Here is a 22353-nt window from a genome sequence, read left to right on the forward strand (position 1 = left end):
TATCAATGAAAAAGCCATTATTGATTTTTAAACATACAGGGCAATGCCATGCTTTGGTTTGCTTGGATGCAAGCTTCCCAAACGGCACATTAACTAACAAACATTTTAAATTGTAAATATTAGAATTTATGAAAACAAGCAATATCAATGTACACGACATGCTATCAGTTTGGAGTGTAGAAGAAGTGGAAAAACACATTAGCGAGGTACCGGGCGTCGAAAGTGTTACAATGAATTACGCTACGGAAACCGCCACGGTTCGCTACGACGAAACCCGTCTGGATGTTGCGGATATCAAATCCTCTGTACGGCAAAGAAGCCATGAGTCCTTTGCACAGGAGCATTCGGCAGATAAACCTGCAGAAGAGAAAGATGAAGACCCGGCAACACCGCCTTCATCCGAAATCCAGGAAAAAAATGCCAAACCTGAAACCATATCTCCGGAAAAAACGGAAAACCCTGACGTGACTCCGCCGACCGGTACGGCAGGCAAACCCGAAAAAGAAAAAGAAAACGAAAAGTCATCTGCAGCAGTACAGCCGAAAGAAAAAGACAAAGCTGAAACCAAACCAACAGCAATTGGAGAGAAGAAAGAGGAAGATAGTGCCGGCATTGACCACAGTAAAATGGACCATTCAAAGATAGACCACTCGAAAATGGAAGACCCAAAATCGGACGACCACAGTAAGATGGATCACAGTAAGATGGACCACAGTAAAATGGACCACAGTAAAATGGATCATTCAAAGATGGAAGACCCAAAATCGGCAACGTCCCCTACGGGTAAAAGCCATGAAGGGCACAAGACCCAGGGCGACCAGCCCACGATGTCTGAACAAATGGCTTATGAAATGGGGCATGGCGGCCAGGATATGGCGGCTATTGTACGCGATTTACGCAACCGCTTTTGGATCTGCCTTATTTTCACGATACCAATCTTTATCTATTCCCCTATGGGAGGGCTTTTCGAACCGCCACAACCACCGTTTGGGCTGGACCTGAACCTGTGGCTGTTTTTCTTGGCAAGTGCCGCAGTGCTTTATCCAAGTTGGCCATTCTTTGTCTCTGCTTGGCGTGCCCTAAAAAAAGGTATCCTAGGCATGGCGGTGCTGATAGTTCTGAGCGTAGGAACGGGATATCTCTTCAGCATCATCAGCATATTTTTCTTGGAAGGGGGCGACCAGTTCTTTGAGGCCATAGCCGTTCTGTTGGTTTTCATCCTACTCGGTCATTGGCTCGAAATGCGCGCCCGTGCAGGAGCATCATCGGCCATAAAGGCATTGATGGACCTTACGCCAGCAAAGGCATCGGTAATCCGCAACGGTGAGGAAATAGAAGTGCCAACGGCCGAAGTATTGCAAGACGAGATCGTCGTAATGCGCCCGGGTGCCAAGATTCCCGTTGATGGAACGGTGGAGAGCGGAGAATCCTTGGTTGACGAGTCCATGCTCACAGGAGAGTCGATGCCTGTGAAAAAAGGGCCCGGTGACACGGTCATCGGTGCAACCATTAACAAGACCGGTAGCTTTCGCTACAAGGCGACGAAGGTCGGGGCCGACTCGGCACTGGCACAGATCGTAAAACTGGTACAGGAGGCCCAGAACTCCAAGGCACCGGCACAACTATTGGCAGATAAGGCAGCACAATTACTGGTGATTGCCGCAATCGTCATTGGCCTTGCAACCTTTTCGGTTTGGTTTTGGTGGATTGGGGCACCGCTAATGTTTGGACTGACCCTGACCATTACAGTATTCGTAATCGCCTGTCCGGACGCCCTGGGCCTTGCTACGCCAATGGCGGTCATGGTAAGCACCGGCCTAGGAGCCAAGAACGGTATCCTGTTCAAGAATGCATCGGCACTGGAAGACGCTACAAAGTTGGACGTCATTGTCTGCGACAAAACCGGTACACTTACCGTGGGCCAACCGGAGGTAGTTGAGATTGTTACCGCAAAAGGTGTTACCGAGGATCAATTGCTTACTGCTGCCGCTGCCGTAGAGCAGGGATCGGACCATCCGCTGGCCCAAGCAATACTGCGCAAGGCAGAGAACCTAACCGTGAAGGCACCCACAAAATTTGAAAGCCTTGACGGGATGGGGGCACGTGCAGAGACCGCCGCCGGAACGGTTTTTCTTGGCAACCGCCTATTAATGGACACCCAGAAACTCGCACTCGATGGCCTGGAAAATGAGGTTACCCGGATGCAGGAAGACGGTCGGACCGTTGTGCACGTAGCACAGGCTGGCCGCGTGATAGGGCTAATCGCCATCGCAGATGCCATAAGGCCATCGTCCAAGGCAATGGTAGAAAAATTGCGTAAGCGCGGTATTGAAGTGGTTATGCTTACCGGCGACAATGAAGCTACAGCAAGACGAATTGCCAAGGACCTTGGAATCGACAACGTCATGGCCGATGTGCTTCCGGCCCAAAAAGCCGAAAAAGTGAAAGAGCTGCAGGCGCAAGGAAAGAAAGTTGGCATGGTCGGAGACGGCGTTAATGATGCTCCCGCACTAACACAGGCCGAAGTAGGGTTTGCCATTGGCGCCGGCACCGATGTTGCCATGGAAAGCGCAGACGTGGTACTCATGAAAAGCGATCCTTATGATATCGTTGGTGCCATAGAGCTCTCTCGCGCCACCGTGCGCAAGATGCACCAAAACCTTTGGTGGGCCGTAGGCTACAATGTGTTGGCATTTCCGCTTGCCGCAGGGGTTCTGTACCCTTTTGTGTTGAGCCCCGAAGTGGCGGCACTTTCAATGTCCGGCAGTACCCTCATCGTTGCTGTCAATGCGTTGCTGCTGAAGTTTATCAAACTGGAAGGCATTCACAAACTGGACAAAAAAGCGGCCTAAAATGAAAAATAGTCCAATTAAACATATAGGCGTATTTACCTCGGGAGGCGATAGTCCTGGAATGAACGCTGCATTGTATGCCATTGCAAAGACAGCAGAGACAAAAGGCATAAAAGTGAGCGGTATCCGCAAAGGATATGAAGGGTTGATCGATGGCGATTTTATACCATTGGAAGCCCATGAGTTGCAAAAATTGACCCAAAAAGGTGGCACCATCCTAAAAACGGCGCGTAGCAAACGCTTTATGGAATTGGAAGGTCGTAAAAAAGCGTTGCAAACCCTTAAAGCGAACAGTATTGATGCTCTGGTTGCCGTTGGTGGCGATGGTACTTTTAAAGGGTTATTGGCTTTTTCTGAAATATGTGACATCCCATTTATAGGCATTCCGGGAACTATTGACAACGATATTTCAGGCACCGATTACACCCTCGGTTTTGATTCTGCAGTAAACACAGCCATTGAAAACATCGATAAAATAAGGGATACTGCCGAATCCCATAACCGCGTGTTCATTGTGGAAGTGATGGGAAGGGATTCAGGTTACATTGCTATTCATTCGGGTTTAATGTCGGGGGCAGATGCCATACTTATTCCCGAAAGCGGTAAGGATTTTATTTACTTATTGGACAAGATTAAAAATTACAATAGTGAAGATGCCTTTCTAATCGTGGTTTCCGAAGGCGATGAAATAGGAGCTGAATTGGTCGCGTCCAAAATAAAGGAAATGAACAAAGAGGTCGATTTACGAATCACGAGGCTGGGTCATGTGCAACGTGGTGGCAATCCATCTGCTTTAGATAGAATGTTGGGAATTAGGCTTGGAGTAGCAGCTGTAAATGCTCTTTTACAAGGTAGAAAGAATATAATGGCCGGTGTATTAAACAATCAATTACATTTTACCCCTTTTGAAGACGTGGTTAAACAACATCAAGTAAATGAGGAATTAATGAAACTTTTAGAGCTTTTTGGTAAATAATTGCAAGAAAAATGAAACCACTATGGATTGGAAATCCATAGTTTTATATTGGCAGACTGAAAGTCTGCTTCGTGAAATAGCCGATTAAGTAAGGAAAAAAACACATAATTATTTGTGTTCACTATAGCTATCGGGACGTGGCTAAAACATTTATAAAACTAAAGTAACTGCAATGAATCCCGATAGCTATCGGGAGCAGGGTTTTAACCTTTAACTTGATAATAAAACCAAACAAAGAAGAAAGAACTTGGAGGAACCTTTGAACGTTTTACCATAATGGGATAAGCACCGTAAAGATATCTTTACGGTTAACACAAACGAAGAGTGCATCAAACCAAAACAGCCAATGCTTCCGTAAGTATGCTTGAAATGGCTTTGATATTGTTGGCCTAAGGACAAATACAAACAGGGAAAACCAAAATAAATACAGCAACATGGAACATAAAAATCAGAATAATAACATAATATCCATAGAAAAAAAAGGAATACTCCTAAGCCCAACAATAAAACCTTTTGAAAGCAACGGCGTGCTCAATCCCGGAATATTCCAAGAGGGTGAAGAGGTGCATATATTTTATCGTGCGGTAGAAGACGGCAACTTTTCCACCATTGGATATGCCAGATCCGACGGGCCGACCAACATTGTTGAAAGACTTAAACGCCCTTTTATTACCCGTGATTTTGATTATGAAAAACACGGTGTTGAAGACGCTCGAATCGTTAAAATCGAGGGTATCTTTTATTTGACATATACAGCATACGATGGCGTGAATGCCATAGGGGCTTTGGCAACCTCCAAGGACATGAAACATTTTGAAAGAAAAGGCATCATTACGCCTCCTATAGATTACAAGGAATATAAATTTCATTTAGAACATTGCAATCAGGATAAACTCAATCCAAAATATTTCTATTACTACAATCTTTTTGCCGAATTGGGAATTGTAGAAGAGAAACATAGGTTATTGAAGGACAAGGACATTGTACTCTTCCCTAGAAAGATAAACAATAAGTTTGTAATGCTACACCGTATATGGCCCGGGATACAAATAGTGCAGTTTGAAAAGTGGGAAGATCTTACCAAGGAATTTTGGGTAGATTACATAAAGAACCTAACCGATCATATCCTTTTGGATCCATTGTACAATTTTGAAGTAAACTATCTGGGTGCGGGATGCCCACCCATAGAAACAGAAGATGGTTGGCTAATGATCTACCACGGCGTTTGTGAAACCAACATCGGAAAAACGTACCATGCGGCCGCTGCGCTCTTGGATATTAACGATCCCACAAAAATAATTGGGAGATTGCCCTATCCCCTATTCTCCCCTTCAGAAGATTGGGAATTGAAAGGCGTGGTTAACCATGTGGTATTCCCTACGGGAACCGCTTTGTTTGATGATGACCTGTATATTTATTATGGGGCAGCAGATAAGCATACCGCAGTGGCCAAGGTCAGCCTTAAACAATTATTGGATGAACTAAAAAACCAAAAACATGAAAAAGTTTAAAATTTTATTTATCTGTTCCTATCCACCCCGGCAATGCGGCATAGCGACCTTTTCACAGGATCTTATAACATCCCTTAAAAAGAGCTTTGGTGCTTCCATGGACATTGAGGTATGCGCACTGGAAAACGAATGTTGCAACATTGATGATTATCCCACAGAAGTCTCGTACAGGATAGATGCCCGAGAAGTGGATTCCTTTTTCAAGGTGGCCGATAGGCTAAACGAAAGGGAGGATATTGGAATGGTATGCGTACAGCACGAGTTTGGGCTTTTTGGAGGGGAATACGGTAGCCATTTGGTGGCTTTCCTGCTCCGTCTTAACATCCCCATCTCCTGTGTGTTCCATACCGTGCTGCCCAACCCGGATTTGAAGCGGATAAAAGTAATGCAGGCACTGGCCGACCTGAGCGAAAAGCTCATTGTACTCACCAATAGGTCTGCCGAGATACTGGAAAAAGATTATTCCATAGAAAAAAGCAAACTAAACGTTATCCCACACGGAACACATATTGTTCTGTGGAAAGAAAAACAAGCCCTTAAAAATAAGTACGGGTTTCAGGATAAGATGGTGCTCTCCACCTTTGGCCTGCTAAGCAAAAACAAAGGAATAGAAACAACGCTTCGCGCATTGCCCAAAGTGATCGACAAATTCCCAGAAACTCTCTATCTTGTATTGGGCAAGACCCACCCAGAGGTGGTAAAAAACGAAGGCGAAACCTACAGGGAATCGCTTATGGACCTGGTAGGTCACTTGGGGCTCAATGACAACGTTATCTTTATCAACGAATATTTGGAACTCCAAATATTGTTGGAATACTTGACGCTTTCAGATATTTACATATTTTCGTCAAAGGATCCCAACCAAGCGGTAAGCGGCACTTTTGCGTATGCCATGAGTTGCGGAAATCCCGTTATATCAACCCCTATCCCCCACTCCAGGGAATGTCTGGACCCCAGCACCGGTATTTTGTTGAACGGTTTTGAGGATTCTTTGGAATTGAGCAATGCCATCATCAATTTGCTGCAACAACCCGCTTTAAGGGCCTCTATGGGCAAAAATGCCTTTACCAAAATGCGCGCTTTTAGCTGGGAAAATGTTGCCCTATCTTATTCTGATATCTTTCAGGACTATCTAAAAAAGCAAAACCCATTGGAATTTGTGCTGCCCCCCATTAAAACTGACCATATTGAAAATATGACCACTGACTTTGGCATCCTCCAATTTTCAAGTTTTGATGAACCGGACACCTCCTTTGGCTATACGCTTGACGATAATGCAAGGGCCTTGATTACCATGCTGATGTATTATGAACAGCATGCTTCGGAAAAAATTCTTCAATTAATAGAAATTTATTTGGATTTCATGGCCTTTTGCCAGCAAGAAAATGGGGAATTCTACAATTATGTAGATTACAGCCATCATTTTACAGACCAAAACACCGAAGTAAACCTTCAAGACTCCAACGGTAGGGCTATATGGGCACTTGGGTATTTATTGTCGGGCGCAACACAACTTCCTGAACATTTGGTGGCCAAAGCAGAGAACTGCTTTAAAAAAGCCATCCCAAACGTAACCAATTTTGAATCGCCACGAGCCTTGGGCTTTGTGCTAAAGGGCCTTTATTTTTATCAAAAAAACAATACAGACAAAACCTACACTGCCATAGCCCAAAAATTGGCCGATGAGCTCTTGCGCATTTTCGATATAAGTACCGATAACCAATGGGAATGGTTTGAAGACTACCTTACCTATGCAAACAGCGTCTTGCCCGATGCCCTGCTATATGCTTGGCGAATTACCAAAGACCACAGGTATAGGGAAGTTGCGGAAATTACTTTCGACTTTTTGCTGTCGCAGTATTTTATGAAAGGCCAGATTAAGGTCGTCTCCAATGATGGTTGGTTCCATAAAAGGAACAAACGTGTTTTTTATGGGGAACAACCCATAGAGGTTGCCTACACCATTCTTTCATTGGACCTTTTTTATAAGGTAACCCATAAAAAGAAGTATGCCCAACAACTGCATACGGCGTTCAGCTGGTTTTTGGGCAATAACCACCTTAAACAAATTATGCACAATCCGGTAAACGGCGGGTGCTATGATGGTCTTGAAAGAGAGAACATCAATATTAACCAAGGGGCAGAGTCCAGTATATGCTATTTGATGGCCCGCCTTATTGTTGAACAATATCCATTAGGGACAAAGCACGCCATAATGCCACCCAATATTAAAACCTGGAATGAGTTGGGCACAATAAAAAAAAGAAAGAAAAGCTCAACAAATAAAAGCGAAGCTGTAAGTGAAAAATAGTGCAGGCAAGCCTTTGAACATGCGGTTTTCCTGTAGAAATCCAATAAACAGTTTAGGTTACATTAATGACAGAAGCCTTAAAAAATATCAACCCATTTATGCTCGGACTGCTCATCAGTCTGGGCATTGGCCTTATTCTTGGGTTGGAACGCGAATACGACAAACTGAAGGAAGAACAAGGCTTTGCAGGCATAAGGACCTTCCCCATTGTGGCTATTATTGGTTTTATCTTGGGGAATCTTTCCATTACCTACACGCCTTGGTTGGTCATTATCATTGCGGCGGCGTTCCTTTTGTTTTTGTCTTTCAGCCATCTTTCCATAGTCCAAAAACATGTAATGACCGGTATCACCACCAATATGGCATTGTTCGCTACGTTAATTTTGGGGGTTATGGTCGCCAATCATTTACATAAGGAAGCAGTTGCTACCGCAGTGGTCGTGCTTACTTTGTTGTCGTTGAAAACAACTTTTAATACCTTTATAAAGAACATCACGTCAGAAGAACTTTTCGCTTTTATTAAGTTTTCAATTATCGCCCTTCTTATTTTGCCTTTCTTACCAAATCAGGACTATGGTCCAGAAGGTTTGTTGAACCCCTTTGAGATTGGAGCCATCATAGTGATTGTATCCTTTTTAAATTTTATTGGCTATTTCCTTGTAAAATATGTAGGATCCAAACGAGGGATTTTGCTCACGGCAATTTTGGGCGGATTGATTTCCAGCACCGCTGTTTCTTGGATCTATGCTTCCAGAAGCAAGGAATCGCCAGAGCTTTCAAAAAAATATGCTGCCGGCATCATTATAGCTTCTGCCATCATGTTTCCAAGGCTTGCGGTATTGGCATATATTTTCAACAGTGCCATACTTTCATATCTGGCCATACCCTTTACTATTCTTATGCTTATCTGTTTAATTAGCGCTCTTGTATTTATAAAGAAAGACACCGATGTTACCAATACAGCCATCAACCTTGGCAATCCGCTCAATATCTGGAACGCTCTTGGGTTTGGGGGGATTTATGTAGCAATTCTATTTGCTGTTTTTTACGGGAATGCATTCTTTGGCGAAAGCGGTTTATACTATTCGGCGCTCATTGCAGGATTGGCCGATACAGACGCCATAACCATAAGTATGGCAAAATTTGGGTCTTTGGAAGACAAACTCACACTCGCTACCAATGTGATTATTACCGCAACCATAAGCAATATGATAGTGAAACTGGCCATTACCTATTTTAAAGGTTCCAAAAAAACAGGAAAACTCGTGATGCTTATATTCGGAACAGTGGTCATTGTGGGCATAGCCTATATTTTAATACAGTTATAAAACCAAAAAAAAAAACAGAAAGATGAAAACAACCGTATTCAGTACCCACAAATTTGAAGAGCCCCATTTGGTATCCGCAAATAAGGGCAAGCACGAGCTTAACCTACTTGAAGTACGGTTGACCGAAAAAACGGCCTCCTTGGCACAGGGCTCCGAGGCCATTAGTTTGTTCACAAGTGATGATGCCTCGGCAAAGGTGCTGGAAAAATTAAGTGCCTTGGGCGTTAAGTACATTGCCCTTCGTACCGCGGGGTATAACAACGTAGCCATTGAAAGAGCAACCGCACTGGGCATAAAAGTGGCCCGTGTACCTGCCTATTCGCCTTATGCCATTGCCGAACATACCATGGCGTTGATACTGGCGCTTAACCGAAAATTGATCAGGGCCCACAATAGGGTAAGGGATATGAATTTCTCGTTGAACGGCCTAACGGGTTTCGACCTTAACGGAAAAACCGCAGGCGTTATTGGAACAGGAAAAATAGGTGCCATCCTTATAAAAATACTGCATGGCTTTGGTTGCAAAATACTTGCCCAAGATGTAAACGAAGATAAAAACCTGATAAATTCGTACGGTGTTCACTATACAGATTGCGAAACCATCTGCAAGCAAGCCGATATTATAAGTCTGCACATTCCTTTAGTACCTTCAACCAAACATTTAATTGATAAAGCGCATATTTCACTTATGAAACCGGGCACAATGCTCATCAATACCAGCCGCGGGGGATTGGTGGACACCAAAGCCGTTATCCAAGGATTGAAGACTAAAAAGATTGGCTATTTTGGGATGGATGTTTATGAGGAGGAAGAAGGATTGTTCTTTGAAGACCATTCCGATGAAATTTTGCAGGACGATGTCATTGCCCGCTTAATGACCTTCAACAATGTACTGATAACCAGCCATCAAGCATTTCTGACAGAAACAGCGTTGACCAACATTGCTGAGACCACCATGTATAACCTGGATTGTTTTGGAAAACAAATACCTTCTGGAAATGAAGTTGCCATGAATTGATTTATAAAACATAAAATTATACAAAATGAAACGCCCATGGCTACATTTTATCCACACAGGGAAATGATTATCAAGGCGTTCCATCTGACCTATAAAAAACAATAAACATAAACAGATGAAAAACATACTTGTATCTACCACGTTTTCCGAAAATTGCACGCATGCTGTAGATTTAGGAATAAAATTAGCGAAGCACCATAATGCAGAAATACATTTTTTTCATTTTATTAAAACACCTGTGGATTGGTTGGAAATTTCTAAAACTAAAGAAGATAAATACCCAGAAACACTTAAACAAATTGTAGATGCCAATAGTAAACTAAAGGATTATGAATTAATGGCAGAAAATGAACATTTAAAATGCAAGACCTTTATTGAGTTTGATGCAAGCCCAGAAAATATAATGCAACACTCCAATAATTTTCACCACGATTTTATTGTTACCGGGAGCGAAACAAAAGGAAATACACATGAACCCATAAAAAGTTACATCGAGCTTATTGTACGTAAAGCCAAAGTACCGGTACTAATTGTTGAAAAGAGCCATATAGTGTTCCCTTTTAAAAACATTGTTTTTATTTCAAATTTTGTAAATGATGTCGGTGATGCGCTCAACAAAGTGGTTTCAATAGCAACACAATGCCATGCAAAAATTCATTTATTGCAGATAATTCCTGAAACTGATCTTAAAAACAGCACTCGTGGTTTAAATCCTGTTGACCAACTTTTGCAAAAGTTTCCAAAATTTAAAAATTACACTTTAACGGTTTACAATGAGCCTTCACTGGAACATGGGATCACTACTTTTATTAAACAACACCCAGTGGATTTAATTGCCATGGTTACCCACGGTAAAATGGGTTTTTTAAGCCTATTCCCTAAAAGTATTACTGAAAATGTTACCAACAACCTACCCATAATGACCATAAATGTATAAACCATGAGCAACACAATAAACATAATAAAACATTCTGGCGACCTGGTTGCTTTTGATGTGGACAAACTCGTCAACTCCTTGAGGCGTTCTCAGGCAAGCGACGACATGATCAACCAAATAGTTGCACAAGTTGAAAATCAAATATATGAAGGAATTACCACCAAGCAAATCTATAAAATGGCATTTAAGATGCTCAAGAATACATCACGGGTAAGTGCTTCAAAATACAAACTCAAAAAAGCATTGATGGAATTGGGCCCTTCCGGCTATCCGTTTGAAAAACTGGTAGGAAAAATAATGGAACATGAAGGTTTTGAAACAAAAGTAGGCGTAATAGTACAAGGTAATTGTGTGCAGCACGAAGTGGATGTGATAGCCCAAAAGGACAATAACCACTATATGATTGAGTGCAAATACCACAGTGACCAAGGGCGGTTTTGCAATGTAAAAATTCCCTTATATATCCATTCAAGGTTTTTGGATGTTGAAAAACAATGGGAACGCCAAAAAGGCCATGAAAACAAATGGCACCAAGGTGGGGTTTACACCAACACACGTTTTACCACCGATGCCATACAGTACGGTGAATGTGTTGGCTTACTGCTTGCAAGCTGGGATTATCCAAGAGGAAACGGCCTTAAAGATAGAATAGATAAATCTGGCCTGCACCCATTGACGGCTTTAACAACCTTGACCAAGGCCGAAAAAACAAAATTATTGGACACAGGCATCGTGCTCTGTAAAGAGCTTCACGAAAACCCTGATATATTGGAACAAATAGGGGTGCCAAAACCAAGGCATAAAAACATTCTTGAAGATTCACGGGAACTATGTGGAATTCATTAAAATAACAAGATTCCTGCCTTCGCAGGAATGACAATTAATAATCCTAAAAACAATACAGATGAAACGAACATTAATAAATTTTTTACATTTTTTCACAAAAGGGAATGTATGAAATTTTTAATGTGAGAGCGTAGCGGTTACATACGTTCTCCATTTTTTGATTAATTAATATTCAGGTAATTAAAAAGATTTAAACGTATGAAAACAGAAGCATTGCAAAATAAGAGCAATATAGATTTAGAGCCATTTTACCAAGCATTGGAAGATGACCCTAAACTACTTGAAGAAGCCCTTGAAATATTATTGGGGATGGTAAACTTTGAACCAAAATCAATAAAGAAAATAGCACTTGTTATCAAAGAGGATTCCCGCAATTTGTATAATGAAATAGCGGAATTGTGCAAATCGGAACAAGATAAAGGAAACACTTCCTCCTGCTGTGGTGGGCACTAAATAGTGTCCGACTATAAAGTCCGATAACTGCGTTACACTCGTTTTAAAAACAGTCATTTACACTAGTGAACTCCTTGGTTTTAAAAACTTCGCAAACCTTGTTCTCGAACTTTCTAGCTCAGATACTCAACAGTATGGACAAACCCTAGGGTTTATTATGAAATAAAGTGAACAGAATTGGCGATAATATTTTGTGTATTGACTAGGCAAAAAACGTAGTTATAGCCTTAGCTACAGCGAGGCTTTTTAACGACGACAATACGCAAAAGAGCAAGTCAAAATGTGCAGGTTATTTTGTAACAAACCCCTAAACAGATTTTATAAAAATGGAAAACAACAAAATAAACATCCACTTTCTAGGAGCAGCAGGAACAGTAACCGGCTCAAAATATTTAGTGGATACAGGAGACAAAAAGATACTGATAGACTGCGGATTGTTTCAAGGACTAAAAGAATTACGTTTAAAAAACTGGGAATACCCACCGGTTGAAGTTTCAAAAATTGATGTGGTATTGCTTACCCACGGCCACATGGACCATACGGGCTATTTGCCTAGGCTGGTAAAACAAGGCTTTAATGGACCCATTTACGGTACCGGCCCTACATTGGACATTGCTGAAATCATATTGAACGACAGTGCCAAAATACAGGAACAGGAAGCCGAACGTGCCAATAAGGAAAGCTATTCCAAACACAGTCCCGCTGAACCATTGTACGATTTGAACGATGTTGAAAAAACCATCCCACATTTTAAAACCATCCCCCAATCCCAATGGATTCCATTGTTTGATGGTATCAAGGTGCGTTTTCAATATAGTGGCCATATTCTGGGCGCCACTTACATCGAGTTGGACGTGCACGGAAAACGTTTTGTCTTTTCAGGCGATATTGGCAGGACCCATGATTTATTGCTCTATCCACCCCTAAAACCTAAAAAGGCAGATGTGCTGTTCATAGAATCCACTTATGGAGGAAGGTTCCATCCTGACGAAGTGGAAGCCCTTCCGCAAATTGAAAAATTGGTGAACGACACCATCAATAGAGGTGGCAGCCTATTCATCCCAAGTTTTTCGGTGGAACGTGCCCAATTGATGATGCTTATCCTTTGGAGATTACTGAAAGAAAAGAAAATACCCAAAGTCCAGATGATAATGGACAGCCCCATGGGAGGAAATGTATTGGAACTCTTCCACCAAACAAGGGATTGGCATAGGTTGAGCGACGATGATTGCAACGAAATGTGCTCGCACTTTACAGTGGTAAGCAGTTATAGGGAAACCATGGAATTGCGAACCGATAATAAACCAAAAATCGTAATTGCAGGAAGCGGGATGCTCACCGGTGGCAGAATGCTCAACTATCTTGAAACACAGGCACAAAACCCGAACAACACCTTGCTTTTTGTGGGCTATCAAGCCGAAGGTACCCGTGGCAGAAAGTTGTTGGAAGGCGACAAGGAACTAAAAGTGTATGGAAAATGGGTGGCCTTTAAAATGGAAGTGGCCGAAATTGAAGGCCTCTCCGCACACGCAGACCATGCAGAACTAATGGATTGGATGGGCAAGATAAAGAATGGTCCAGAAAGAATTTTCATTGTTCACGGTGAAAAAGAAGGGGCCGAAGCCCTTCAAAAAGGAATAAAGGAAACTTATGGCTGGGAGGCTGAAATACCACAGCTCTATAGCATTGAAAATGTATAATTCCTTATCCACATAAAAAATGAACAAGAGAAAAACAAATACCAATTGGTATGTGATAACCGGTGGTCCAAGCACGGGAAAAACCACCGTAATAAACATGCTGGAAAAAAGAGGCTATAAAACTACCATTGAGCACGCAAGGCATTATATAGACACCATGCGTACCGGAGGGCAAACCGTTGAAGACATCAGGAACAATAAAAGAAAATTCCAATTAGGTGTTTTGGATATGCAAATAGAACAAGAAGCCGCCATACGGCCCAAAGATCTGGTTTTTTTGGATAGGGCCATACCGGACGCAATGGCATACTATCAATTTTTAATGCTGGACTATGACGAGAAATTACTGAGCGCGGTCATAAACACTTCGTACAGGAAAATTTTTATATTGGACCGATTGCCTTTTACCAAAGACTATGCTAGAACCGAAGATGAGGAAGATCAAAAGAAAATACATCAACTAATAATAGATGTTTATACGTCTTTAGGGTTTCCAATTGTTACAGTTCCGGTTTTGCCACCTAATGAGCGTGTAGAATTTATATTGAATAACATATAATAGCAATGATAATGCAATGACAGTGTATTTAGATTTACTTCCATAAATGAGTTGATAGCCATAAACAAAAAAAGACATTGAAATTTTAATTCTAAAAAACATACAAATGAAGCGTCAAAATAAAGATAAAACCTCACCACCCGACCTTACAGGCCATAGTATAGGAACTGGCCCAATAAGAACGCAACGTCCTGTATATGTAGATTTGCTCCCGCCATGTAACCATGCATGTCCAGCAGGAGAAAACATACAGGCATGGCTTGCACTGGCACAGGATAAAAAATTTGAGGAAGCTTGGCAAGTCATCATGCAAGATAACCCGATGCCCGCCATAATGGGGCGCGTTTGTTACCACCCCTGCGAAGATGGCTGCAACCGCACCGCCATAGACAGTCCGGTAAGTATTCATGCCATAGAACGTTTTCTTGGAGATGAAGCCATCCATAAAAATTGGAAAGTAAGGTTTGAAAAAAAACCAGAAGGTAAGCGGGTGCTTATCATAGGAGCTGGTCCAAGTGGCTTATCTGCGGCATACCATCTTACCAGAATGGGACATCGTGTTGAGATACATGAAGCTGGGCCTATTGCAGGTGGCATGATGCATTTTGGGATTCCTGCCTACAGGCTTCCAAGACATATATTGGACCATGAAATTCAACGCATTACAGCAATGGGAGTCAAAATCGTTCTTAACCATAAAGTTAAAGATGTCTTGTCTGAAAAAAAGACTGGAGGTTTTGATGCCGTATTTATAGCCGTTGGTGCCCATCTTTCAAAAAAAATTGATATTCCTAGTAATGATGCTGTGAAAATTTTTGATGCCATTACCTTTTTAAAACAAGTAGAACAAGGTGAAAAACCAAAAATAGGTAGAAGAGTTGCTATTTATGGAGGTGGAAATACAGCAATGGATGTGGCACGAACTGCGAAACGAATGGGAGCATCCGAAGCCATGGTCATATACAGGCGCGATAAAGAACACATGTCGGCACATGAATTTGAGGCAGAAGAAGCTTTGGAAGAAGGGGTTAAGATCAATTGGCTCCGTACAATAAAAGCAATGGATGAAAATACATTTAAGGTTGAAATAATGCGACTAGTGGATGGAAAACCAATACCCACAGGACAATTTGAAACACTCGAAGCAGATACCCTCATATTGGCAGTTGGGCAAGATACAGACACAACATTTTTAAAGCATATAAAAGGCATCGAATTTAAACAAGATGGAACCGTTATTGTTAATTCTGAGATGATGACCGGTTACGAAGGAATTTTTGCCGGAGGTGATATGATACCCAGTGAACGCAGTGTAACCGTGGCGATCGGACATGGTAAAAAGGCCGCGCGAAATATCGATGCTTTTTTGAGGAGAACACCATACCTTAAAGCTCCTAAACATCCTATAGTAGGGCCCGAAAAATTACACCTTTGGTATAAAACAAATGCTCCGCAAAAGGAACAGGCTTCCCTTGATGCCCAAAAGCGTTTGGAAGGCTTTGATGAAATAAAGGCCGGTTTAAGCGAAAAAGAAGTGATTTTTGAATCACAACGCTGCCTTTCCTGTGGTAATTGCTTTGAGTGCGATGGTTGCTATGCTGCCTGTCCTGAAGAAGCCATCATAAAACTGGGACCGGGCAAAAGATATGAGTATAACTTTGATCGCTGTACAGGTTGTGCGATATGTTATGAACAATGCCCTTGCCATGCCATAGAAATGATTCCCGAACCTAAGAAAATATAAAACAACAATCATGGAAGATCAAACAAAAATAGCGACCATAGATGGTAATGAAGCCGTTGCCTATGTGGCATACCGAATTAATGAAGTATGCGGCATCTACCCAATCACACCGGCATCCCCCATGGCCGAACACGCAGATGAGTGGTCTGTTAAAGGAGTGGAAAACATTTGGGGCAATATCCCGGATGTCATAGAAATGCAAAGCGAAGGTGGTGCGGCAGGTGTTGTTCATGGCGCCCTTCAAACCGGTGCTTTGGCTACAACTTTTACAGCTTCACAAGGGTTGATGCTCATGTTGCCCAATATGTACAAAATTGCAGGAGAACTTACTCCAACCGTTTTTCATGTGGCGGCACGCTCACTGGCTGCACAGGCACTGTCAATTTTTGGCGACCATAGTGATGTCATGGCGGCGAGGACAACCGGGTTTGCCATAATCGCCTCTTCTTCGGTTCAGGAAGCTCATGACATGGCACTCATAAGCCAAACGGTGACCTTAAGATCGAGAGTGCCCATCATGCATTTTTTCGATGGTTTTCGCACGTCCCATGAAGTGAATAAAATCAGACTTCTGTCCAATGAACAAATTAGGGACATGATTGATGATAAACTTATTTATGCCCACCGGAAACGAAGCTTAAACCCTGATAATCCCTTTATCCGGGGAACTGCTCAAAATCCTGATATTTACTTTCAGGCCAGGGAAACTGTAAATCCCTACTATTTAAATCTTCCAAAAATTGTTCAAAACGCTATGGACGATTTTGAAAAACTCACAGGTCGCAATTATAACCTATTTGAATATGTTGGCGACCCAAATGCAGATAGGATAATCGTAATTATGGCTTCCGGATCGGAAGTAACCGGTGAAACCGTGAAACAATTGGTTAAAAACGGTGAAAAAGTAGGAATGATCAAGGTAAAACTTTACCGTCCGTTTTCTTTACCACATTTTATAAAAGCACTACCCTTATCAGTAAAAAAAATAGCCGTGTTAGATCGGACAAAAGAACCTGGTGCCACAGGAGAACCCCTCTACCAAGACGTGGTTACTACATTGGCCGAAGCTTACCGCCTGAAAAAAATCACTGGTTTTCCAAATATTATAGGAGGGCGTTATGGGTTATCCTCTAAGGAGTTTACCCCTGGGATGGTTAAAGGTGTTTTTGAAGAACTGAAAAAAGCATCGCCAAAAAACGGTTTTACCATCGGTATCATTGATGATGTTACCCATACTAGCTTAAACTATGACCCTACTTATGATATTATTCCCGAAGGAACCATTAGTGCTGTTTTCTTTGGATTAGGTTCAGATGGTACTGTTGGCGCCAATAAGAACAGCATTAAAATAATTGGGGAAGGAACAAAGTTATTTGCACAGGGTTATTTTGTATATGACTCCAAAAAGTCCGGAGCCCAAACGGTTTCCCATTTACGTTTTGGTAAAAAACCAATTAATGCACCCTACCTTATTATGGAAGCGGACTTTATTGCTTGCCATAAATTCAACTTTATCGAAAAAGTGCAAATGCTACGTTTAGCGAAGAAAGGCGCTACCTTTTTATTGAATAGTCCTTATGGGCTTGATGAAGTTTGGAACCACCTTCCGTTTCCAATACAAGGGATAATTATAGAAAAGAAACTTAAATTGTATATCATTGACGCTTCCGGTGTGGCTCAAGCTGCTGGTCTAGGGGAAAGAATCAACACCATTATGCAAACTTGTTTTTTTGCGCTTTCCGAAGTATTACCTAAGGATGAAGCTATCGATAGGATAAAAATGTCTATTGAAAAAAGTTATCTCAAAAAAGGGAAGGCAGTGGTAGAGATGAATTTCCGGGTAGTTGATGCCGCATTGAAGAATTTATTTAAAGTTAAGATTCCTTCAAAAGTAACAAGTAAAATCCCTCTTCCTCCTACCGTATCTATTGAAGCACCTGAATTTGTACAACAAGTTACGGCCATGATGATGCGTGGCGATGGGGATGAACTGCCGGTAAGCAAATTGCCTATTGACGGCACCTACCCGAGCGCAACTACCCGTTGGGAAAAACGCAATATATCAGACATGGTGGCGCAATGGGATAAAGATTTATGTATTCAATGCGGCAACTGTAGTTTTGTGTGCCCACATAGCGTTATACGATCTAAATTCTATAACGAGGCCTATCTGGAACCGGCTCCTGCGGAATTTCCTTCTGCACCTATCAACGCCCGCGGATTTCCTGAAACACGCTATACCTTACAAGTGTACTTGGAAGATTGTACCGGCTGCAACCTCTGTGTGGAAGTTTGTCCGGTTACCGACCCTGATGATGAAAACACCAAGGCCATTAACTTACGTCCAAGGGTGCCCCTTCTAGAGCGGGAAAAAGAGAATATACATTTCTTTGAAAGCCTTCCTATGAACGATCGTTCAAAAGTTGATTTTTCTTCAGTACGAGGCACACAATTTCTTGAACCATTATTCGAGTTTTCCAGTGCCTGCGCAGGCTGTGGCGAAACACCCTATATAAAAGTACTTACCCAGTTGTTTGGTGATCGACTGATAGTTGCCAATGCTACTGGCTGTTCTTCTATTTATGGAGGCAACCAACCCGCAACACCTTGGACCGTTAATGAAGAAGGTAGGGGTCCAGCCTGGTCAAATTCACTTTTTGAGGACAACGCAGAATTTGGATTGGGTATGCGCATAACTGCTGATAACCACCTGTTAATGGCTAGAAAGCTGGTGCATTATTCACGCCATGTAATTGGGGAGAAGTTGGCGAAAAAACTACTTAATACTGAACAACTATATGAATCTGAAATAAAGGAACAGCGAGAGGCAATATCAAAATTGAAGAAAAAATTAGCCCAAATTGATCAAAATGAAGCTGATAAACTACTGTCGGTGGCAGATCATCTGGTCAGAAGAAGTGTGTGGTTGGTTGGTGGCGATGGATGGGCCTACGACATAGGTTCCGGAGGTCTGGACCATGTGCTTTCCACTGGTAAAAATGTCAATGTGTTGGTATTGGACACCGAAGTGTATTCCAATACAGGCGGACAGATGTCCAAAGCCACCCCAACGGCGGCTACCGCAAAATTTGCTAGTGGTGGAAAAAAAGTGGGCAAAAAAGACCTTGCCCTGCAAGCCATTTCTTATGGCAATGTTTATGTGGCACAGGTGGCCATGGGTGCTAATCCGCAGCAAACACTTTTGGCAATGCGCGAAGCCGAAGCTTATCCCGGACCATCGATTATATTGGCTTATAGTCAATGTATAGCACATGGGATTGATATGCGGAAAGGGATGACCCAGCAAAATTTAGCTGTTCAGAGTGGGTACTGGCCATTATTACGGTACAACCCAACTTTAAGAAAAGCAGGCAAAAATCCTTTTGTGCTTGATTCGCCCAGACCTACTATAAAATTTGAGGACTATGCGTATAACGAACTAAGGTACACCATTTTGAAAAAAACCAACCCTGAAGAAGCAGAAAAGTTACTTAAAGTAGCACAGGAGCTCATAAACCTACGATGGAAAACCTACGAGGACATGTCGGGATGGGCTGCAAAAGAGTTTACCCCTGTGGTTTAATGAAGAAGAGTTAAGTACATGACAAAATTTTAAATAATAAGTTCAAATCATTAAAAATGAGTTCCTTAATGATTCCTCCCCTTTTTTAAGGGGTAGAGCCTGTACCGATTTTTCGATATGCCGATAGGCGGAGGGGTCAACGATAGAAACTATTTAAATATCAACGAACTGTTTTTGTCATGTACTAAAGAAAAAGAGATATTGTATAAAATGTTAAGTGAAAATTAAATAACTTCTTATGAATTCTAAAACCGTAAACATTATTGGTGCCGGACCGGCAAGTTTGGTAGCAGCAATACAGCTTGCCAAAAATAATTATGCTGTTACTGTCCATGAAATGAAAAATGATGTTGGCACACGCTTTAATGGCGACTTTCAAGGTATCGATAATTGGTCAACCTATGAAGATGCCCATGATTTTTTAAAATCCATTGATATTTCCATAAACTTTAAGTTTGTGCCGTATAGCAATGGTGATTATTTTGATCCTTTGGCAAAAAAATATAACATAAAAACGTCTCGCCCACTGTTTTATCTAGTAGAGCGCGGTACCAATGAAGAGTCTTTGGACCAAGGATTAAAAAGGCAAGCCCTAAAGGCCGGCGTAGAAATTAAATGGAACTCGCGTATATCAAAAACCCCGGAAGGCAAGGTAATTATTGGTACGGGTCCCAAAGCAGCCGATGCCATAGCTAAAGGCATTGTTTTTGAAACCACCCATAAAAACTATTATGCAGGTTTTTTAGACGATAATATTGCTCCTCAGGCTTATGCTTACCTTTTGGTTAATGAAGGCAAAGCCACATTTGCTACCTGTTTATTTAAGTCTTTTTCCAATGCCCAAGAATATTACGACCGTGCTTATAAACGACTTATTGAAACTGTGGATATTGATATAATAAACCCTTCATCTTTTGGCGGCTATGTGAATTTTTTCTTCAATAAAAATTTAACCAAAGACAACCGAATTTATTACGTAGGCGAAAATGCAGGATTCCAAGATGCGCTTTGGGGTTTTGGTATGCGCTACGCTATGCATTCTGGTTATTTGGCGGCTAGAAGTATTATAGAAAACAGCTTCTATCCTGACCTTTGTAAAATACATATTATCCCTAAAATGGAAGCTTCCCTAGTTAACCGATGGATGTTTTCTAAATTAGGAAACTTTGGTTATAAAGAAGTGCTAAAAAGAATTTCGAAAAAGAAAGATCTTGTATCAATTTTAACTAAAAAATATAATTCAAACGGACTTGGCAAACGATTACTATTCCCCATAGCAAAGCTCTGGTTTAGACCTAGGTTGAAAGATAAACAGTGCATGCATAAAAATTGTTCATGTTTGTGGTGCAAACACGGTAAGCATGACTTTCAAGATGTTAAAACAGATTGTTAAAAAATATTGAAAGAAGCGGCCCGATTATTAAAACAAAAAGTATCAATTCTATTTTTATACCTTACAAATAGAAAAAACCATCAAATTCTGAATTGACAAAAGAAAAATATTGGATTTTAAATCATTATTATAGATAATAAAAAATATGAATAGAATAAAATTTACAAAAATTAAACAAATATTTAAAGTTTTCAAGTATTTATTATTATTTGTTCCAGCAATTTTAATATCTCAAAACGAAATGCTCATAAGTCAATTATCAGAGAAACAAGTAACCAGGGAAAATTTTGACAAGGATGGAAGCTTACTCAATAAACAGACTTTTAAAATAGGCAAAATAAAAACAGTAAAAAAATATTATGAAATTGAAGTTGAAACAGAGCTGTTTGATAAAAGTGGTAAATCTACCGATAAATATACGACCTCCTACCGTTGTAGACCTGAAGAATCCAGCACCATAGTCATGGTATTTCCATTTTATAACCCAAAAAAAATGGCTACCGAAATAAGTGTCAACTCAAGAAACTTTAAAGAACTTTATGATTTAAATAATCTTGTGGATCTAGAATTGGAAATAAATTTCGATTCAGGATTGTTGAATTTTTTTGGATCAAAAAGTAAAATAAAAATCTATGATAGGAATTTGGTAACCAACAATTCCACAAAAACCATTCGCTCCAAACTTAACGCTAAGGCTTATGCACTTGGTATAAGAATCAAAGAATTTGAATATGACGTAATCGAAACACTTAATGATAAAAATTTGTTGACCTTTCAGAAATTTACCGAAGAAGATGGCAGTTATTTCACAATGACCTATAAATAAATAAAGAAAAATGAAAAATTACGACACCCTTTCCGAAGCCATAAACGATTTACAGGCAACCGAGTATCCTTATGACTTCAACTTAAAGCCCGAATGCCTGGAATGCCCTTCCCTGAAAATTGAGATCCGGCCAGAAGATTTCAAAATAGATAAAACCTATCGCTTTGAAGGCATGAGCAGTACCGATGACAATAGCATCCTCTATGCCATTTCTTCCAAAAATGGGATCAAAGGGCTTTTGGTGGATGCCTACGGCGTTTATGCCGAAAACATTTCAGAAGCAATGCGAAAAAAATTACGATAACATTTAAATTAG

Annotated in this window: 16 protein-coding genes; all 16 read left to right on the plus strand. The window is 41.2% G+C overall.

Going from position 1 to position 22353, the window contains the following annotated elements; all coding sequences use genetic code 11:
* Positions 1-128: 128 nt before the first annotated feature.
* The 16 genes from ACU1LP_RS03835 (at position 129) to ACU1LP_RS03910 (ending at position 22341) form a co-directional block, all read left to right on the plus strand.
* Positions 129-2852 carry a heavy metal translocating P-type ATPase gene (locus ACU1LP_RS03835; RefSeq protein WP_445735611.1) on the plus strand — a complete coding sequence of 908 codons (2724 nt, stop codon included), beginning with the start codon at positions 129-131 and terminating at the stop codon, positions 2850-2852.
* 1 nt (position 2853) lies between these two features.
* Entirely contained in the window at positions 2854-3828 is a 975-nt protein-coding gene (locus tag ACU1LP_RS03840; protein ID WP_445731586.1) for an ATP-dependent 6-phosphofructokinase, read from the plus strand.
* Positions 3829-4262: 434 nt separating this feature from the next.
* Positions 4263-5339 carry a glycoside hydrolase family 130 protein gene (locus ACU1LP_RS03845; protein ID WP_445731587.1) on the plus strand — a complete coding sequence of 359 codons (1077 nt, stop codon included), beginning with the start codon at positions 4263-4265 and terminating at the stop codon, positions 5337-5339.
* Positions 5326-7650, plus strand: coding sequence for a glycosyltransferase (locus ACU1LP_RS03850; RefSeq protein ID WP_445735612.1), 2325 nt, complete (start codon positions 5326-5328; stop codon positions 7648-7650). The genes ACU1LP_RS03845 and ACU1LP_RS03850 overlap by 14 nt, the downstream gene beginning before the upstream one ends.
* Positions 7651-7715: 65 nt before the next feature.
* On the plus strand, positions 7716-8978 hold the full coding sequence (locus ACU1LP_RS03855; protein WP_445731589.1) for an MgtC/SapB family protein: 1263 nt from the start codon (positions 7716-7718) through the stop codon (positions 8976-8978).
* Between the two features lie 22 nt (positions 8979-9000).
* A complete protein-coding gene (locus ACU1LP_RS03860) occupies positions 9001-9996 on the plus strand; it encodes a 2-hydroxyacid dehydrogenase (RefSeq protein WP_445731590.1) in 996 nt (331 codons plus the stop codon).
* A 115-nt stretch (positions 9997-10111) separates the two neighbouring features.
* A complete protein-coding gene (locus tag ACU1LP_RS03865; RefSeq protein WP_445731591.1) occupies positions 10112-10933 on the plus strand; it encodes a universal stress protein in 822 nt (273 codons plus the stop codon).
* A 3-nt stretch (positions 10934-10936) separates the two neighbouring features.
* Positions 10937-11779: an ATP cone domain-containing protein gene (locus ACU1LP_RS03870; protein ID WP_445731592.1), complete on the plus strand. Its 843-nt coding sequence runs from the start codon at positions 10937-10939 to the stop codon at positions 11777-11779.
* A 198-nt stretch (positions 11780-11977) separates the two neighbouring features.
* Positions 11978-12232 (plus strand): hypothetical protein, encoded by a 255-nt coding sequence (locus ACU1LP_RS03875; protein ID WP_445731593.1) that lies wholly within the window; start codon positions 11978-11980, stop codon positions 12230-12232.
* A gap of 326 nt (positions 12233-12558) precedes the next feature.
* A complete protein-coding gene (locus ACU1LP_RS03880; RefSeq protein ID WP_445735613.1) occupies positions 12559-13932 on the plus strand; it encodes an MBL fold metallo-hydrolase RNA specificity domain-containing protein in 1374 nt (457 codons plus the stop codon).
* Between the two features lie 19 nt (positions 13933-13951).
* On the plus strand, positions 13952-14491 hold the full coding sequence (locus ACU1LP_RS03885; RefSeq protein WP_445731595.1) for an AAA family ATPase: 540 nt from the start codon (positions 13952-13954) through the stop codon (positions 14489-14491).
* Between the two features lie 106 nt (positions 14492-14597).
* A complete protein-coding gene (locus ACU1LP_RS03890; protein WP_445735614.1) occupies positions 14598-16235 on the plus strand; it encodes an NAD(P)-binding protein in 1638 nt (545 codons plus the stop codon).
* A 10-nt stretch (positions 16236-16245) separates the two neighbouring features.
* The gene (gene nifJ, locus ACU1LP_RS03895) at positions 16246-19818 is read left to right on the plus strand and encodes a pyruvate:ferredoxin (flavodoxin) oxidoreductase (RefSeq protein WP_445735615.1); all 3573 of its coding nucleotides are present in this window, start codon (positions 16246-16248) and stop codon (positions 19816-19818) included.
* Positions 19819-20056: 238 nt separating this feature from the next.
* Positions 20057-21211 carry an NAD(P)/FAD-dependent oxidoreductase gene (locus ACU1LP_RS03900; protein WP_445734502.1) on the plus strand — a complete coding sequence of 385 codons (1155 nt, stop codon included), beginning with the start codon at positions 20057-20059 and terminating at the stop codon, positions 21209-21211.
* Positions 21212-21356: 145 nt separating this feature from the next.
* Positions 21357-22037: a hypothetical protein gene (locus ACU1LP_RS03905; protein ID WP_445735616.1), complete on the plus strand. Its 681-nt coding sequence runs from the start codon at positions 21357-21359 to the stop codon at positions 22035-22037.
* Positions 22038-22047: 10 nt separating this feature from the next.
* Entirely contained in the window at positions 22048-22341 is a 294-nt protein-coding gene (locus tag ACU1LP_RS03910) for a phosphoribosylpyrophosphate synthetase (RefSeq protein WP_445735617.1), read from the plus strand.
* Positions 22342-22353 lie beyond the last annotated feature (12 nt).

Source organism: Mariniflexile sp. (assembly GCF_052728615.1).

Bases quoted from the DNA above. Each gene is read 5' to 3' on its own strand.
- ACU1LP_RS03835 (WP_445735611.1), top strand. From the start codon at position 129: ATGAAAACAAGCAATATCAATGTACACGACATGCTATCAGTTTGGAGT.
- ACU1LP_RS03840 (WP_445731586.1), top strand. From the start codon at position 2,854: ATGAAAAATAGTCCAATTAAACATATAGGCGTATTTACCTCGGGAGGC.
- ACU1LP_RS03845 (WP_445731587.1), top strand. From the start codon at position 4,263: ATGGAACATAAAAATCAGAATAATAACATAATATCCATAGAAAAAAAA.
- ACU1LP_RS03850 (WP_445735612.1), top strand. From the start codon at position 5,326: ATGAAAAAGTTTAAAATTTTATTTATCTGTTCCTATCCACCCCGGCAA.
- ACU1LP_RS03855 (WP_445731589.1), top strand. From the start codon at position 7,716: ATGACAGAAGCCTTAAAAAATATCAACCCATTTATGCTCGGACTGCTC.
- ACU1LP_RS03860 (WP_445731590.1), top strand. From the start codon at position 9,001: ATGAAAACAACCGTATTCAGTACCCACAAATTTGAAGAGCCCCATTTG.
- ACU1LP_RS03865 (WP_445731591.1), top strand. From the start codon at position 10,112: ATGAAAAACATACTTGTATCTACCACGTTTTCCGAAAATTGCACGCAT.
- ACU1LP_RS03870 (WP_445731592.1), top strand. From the start codon at position 10,937: ATGAGCAACACAATAAACATAATAAAACATTCTGGCGACCTGGTTGCT.
- ACU1LP_RS03875 (WP_445731593.1), top strand. From the start codon at position 11,978: ATGAAAACAGAAGCATTGCAAAATAAGAGCAATATAGATTTAGAGCCA.
- ACU1LP_RS03880 (WP_445735613.1), top strand. From the start codon at position 12,559: ATGGAAAACAACAAAATAAACATCCACTTTCTAGGAGCAGCAGGAACA.
- ACU1LP_RS03885 (WP_445731595.1), top strand. From the start codon at position 13,952: ATGAACAAGAGAAAAACAAATACCAATTGGTATGTGATAACCGGTGGT.
- ACU1LP_RS03890 (WP_445735614.1), top strand. From the start codon at position 14,598: ATGAAGCGTCAAAATAAAGATAAAACCTCACCACCCGACCTTACAGGC.
- nifJ (WP_445735615.1), top strand. From the start codon at position 16,246: ATGGAAGATCAAACAAAAATAGCGACCATAGATGGTAATGAAGCCGTT.
- ACU1LP_RS03900 (WP_445734502.1), top strand. From the start codon at position 20,057: ATGAATTCTAAAACCGTAAACATTATTGGTGCCGGACCGGCAAGTTTG.
- ACU1LP_RS03905 (WP_445735616.1), top strand. From the start codon at position 21,357: ATGAATAGAATAAAATTTACAAAAATTAAACAAATATTTAAAGTTTTC.
- ACU1LP_RS03910 (WP_445735617.1), top strand. From the start codon at position 22,048: ATGAAAAATTACGACACCCTTTCCGAAGCCATAAACGATTTACAGGCA.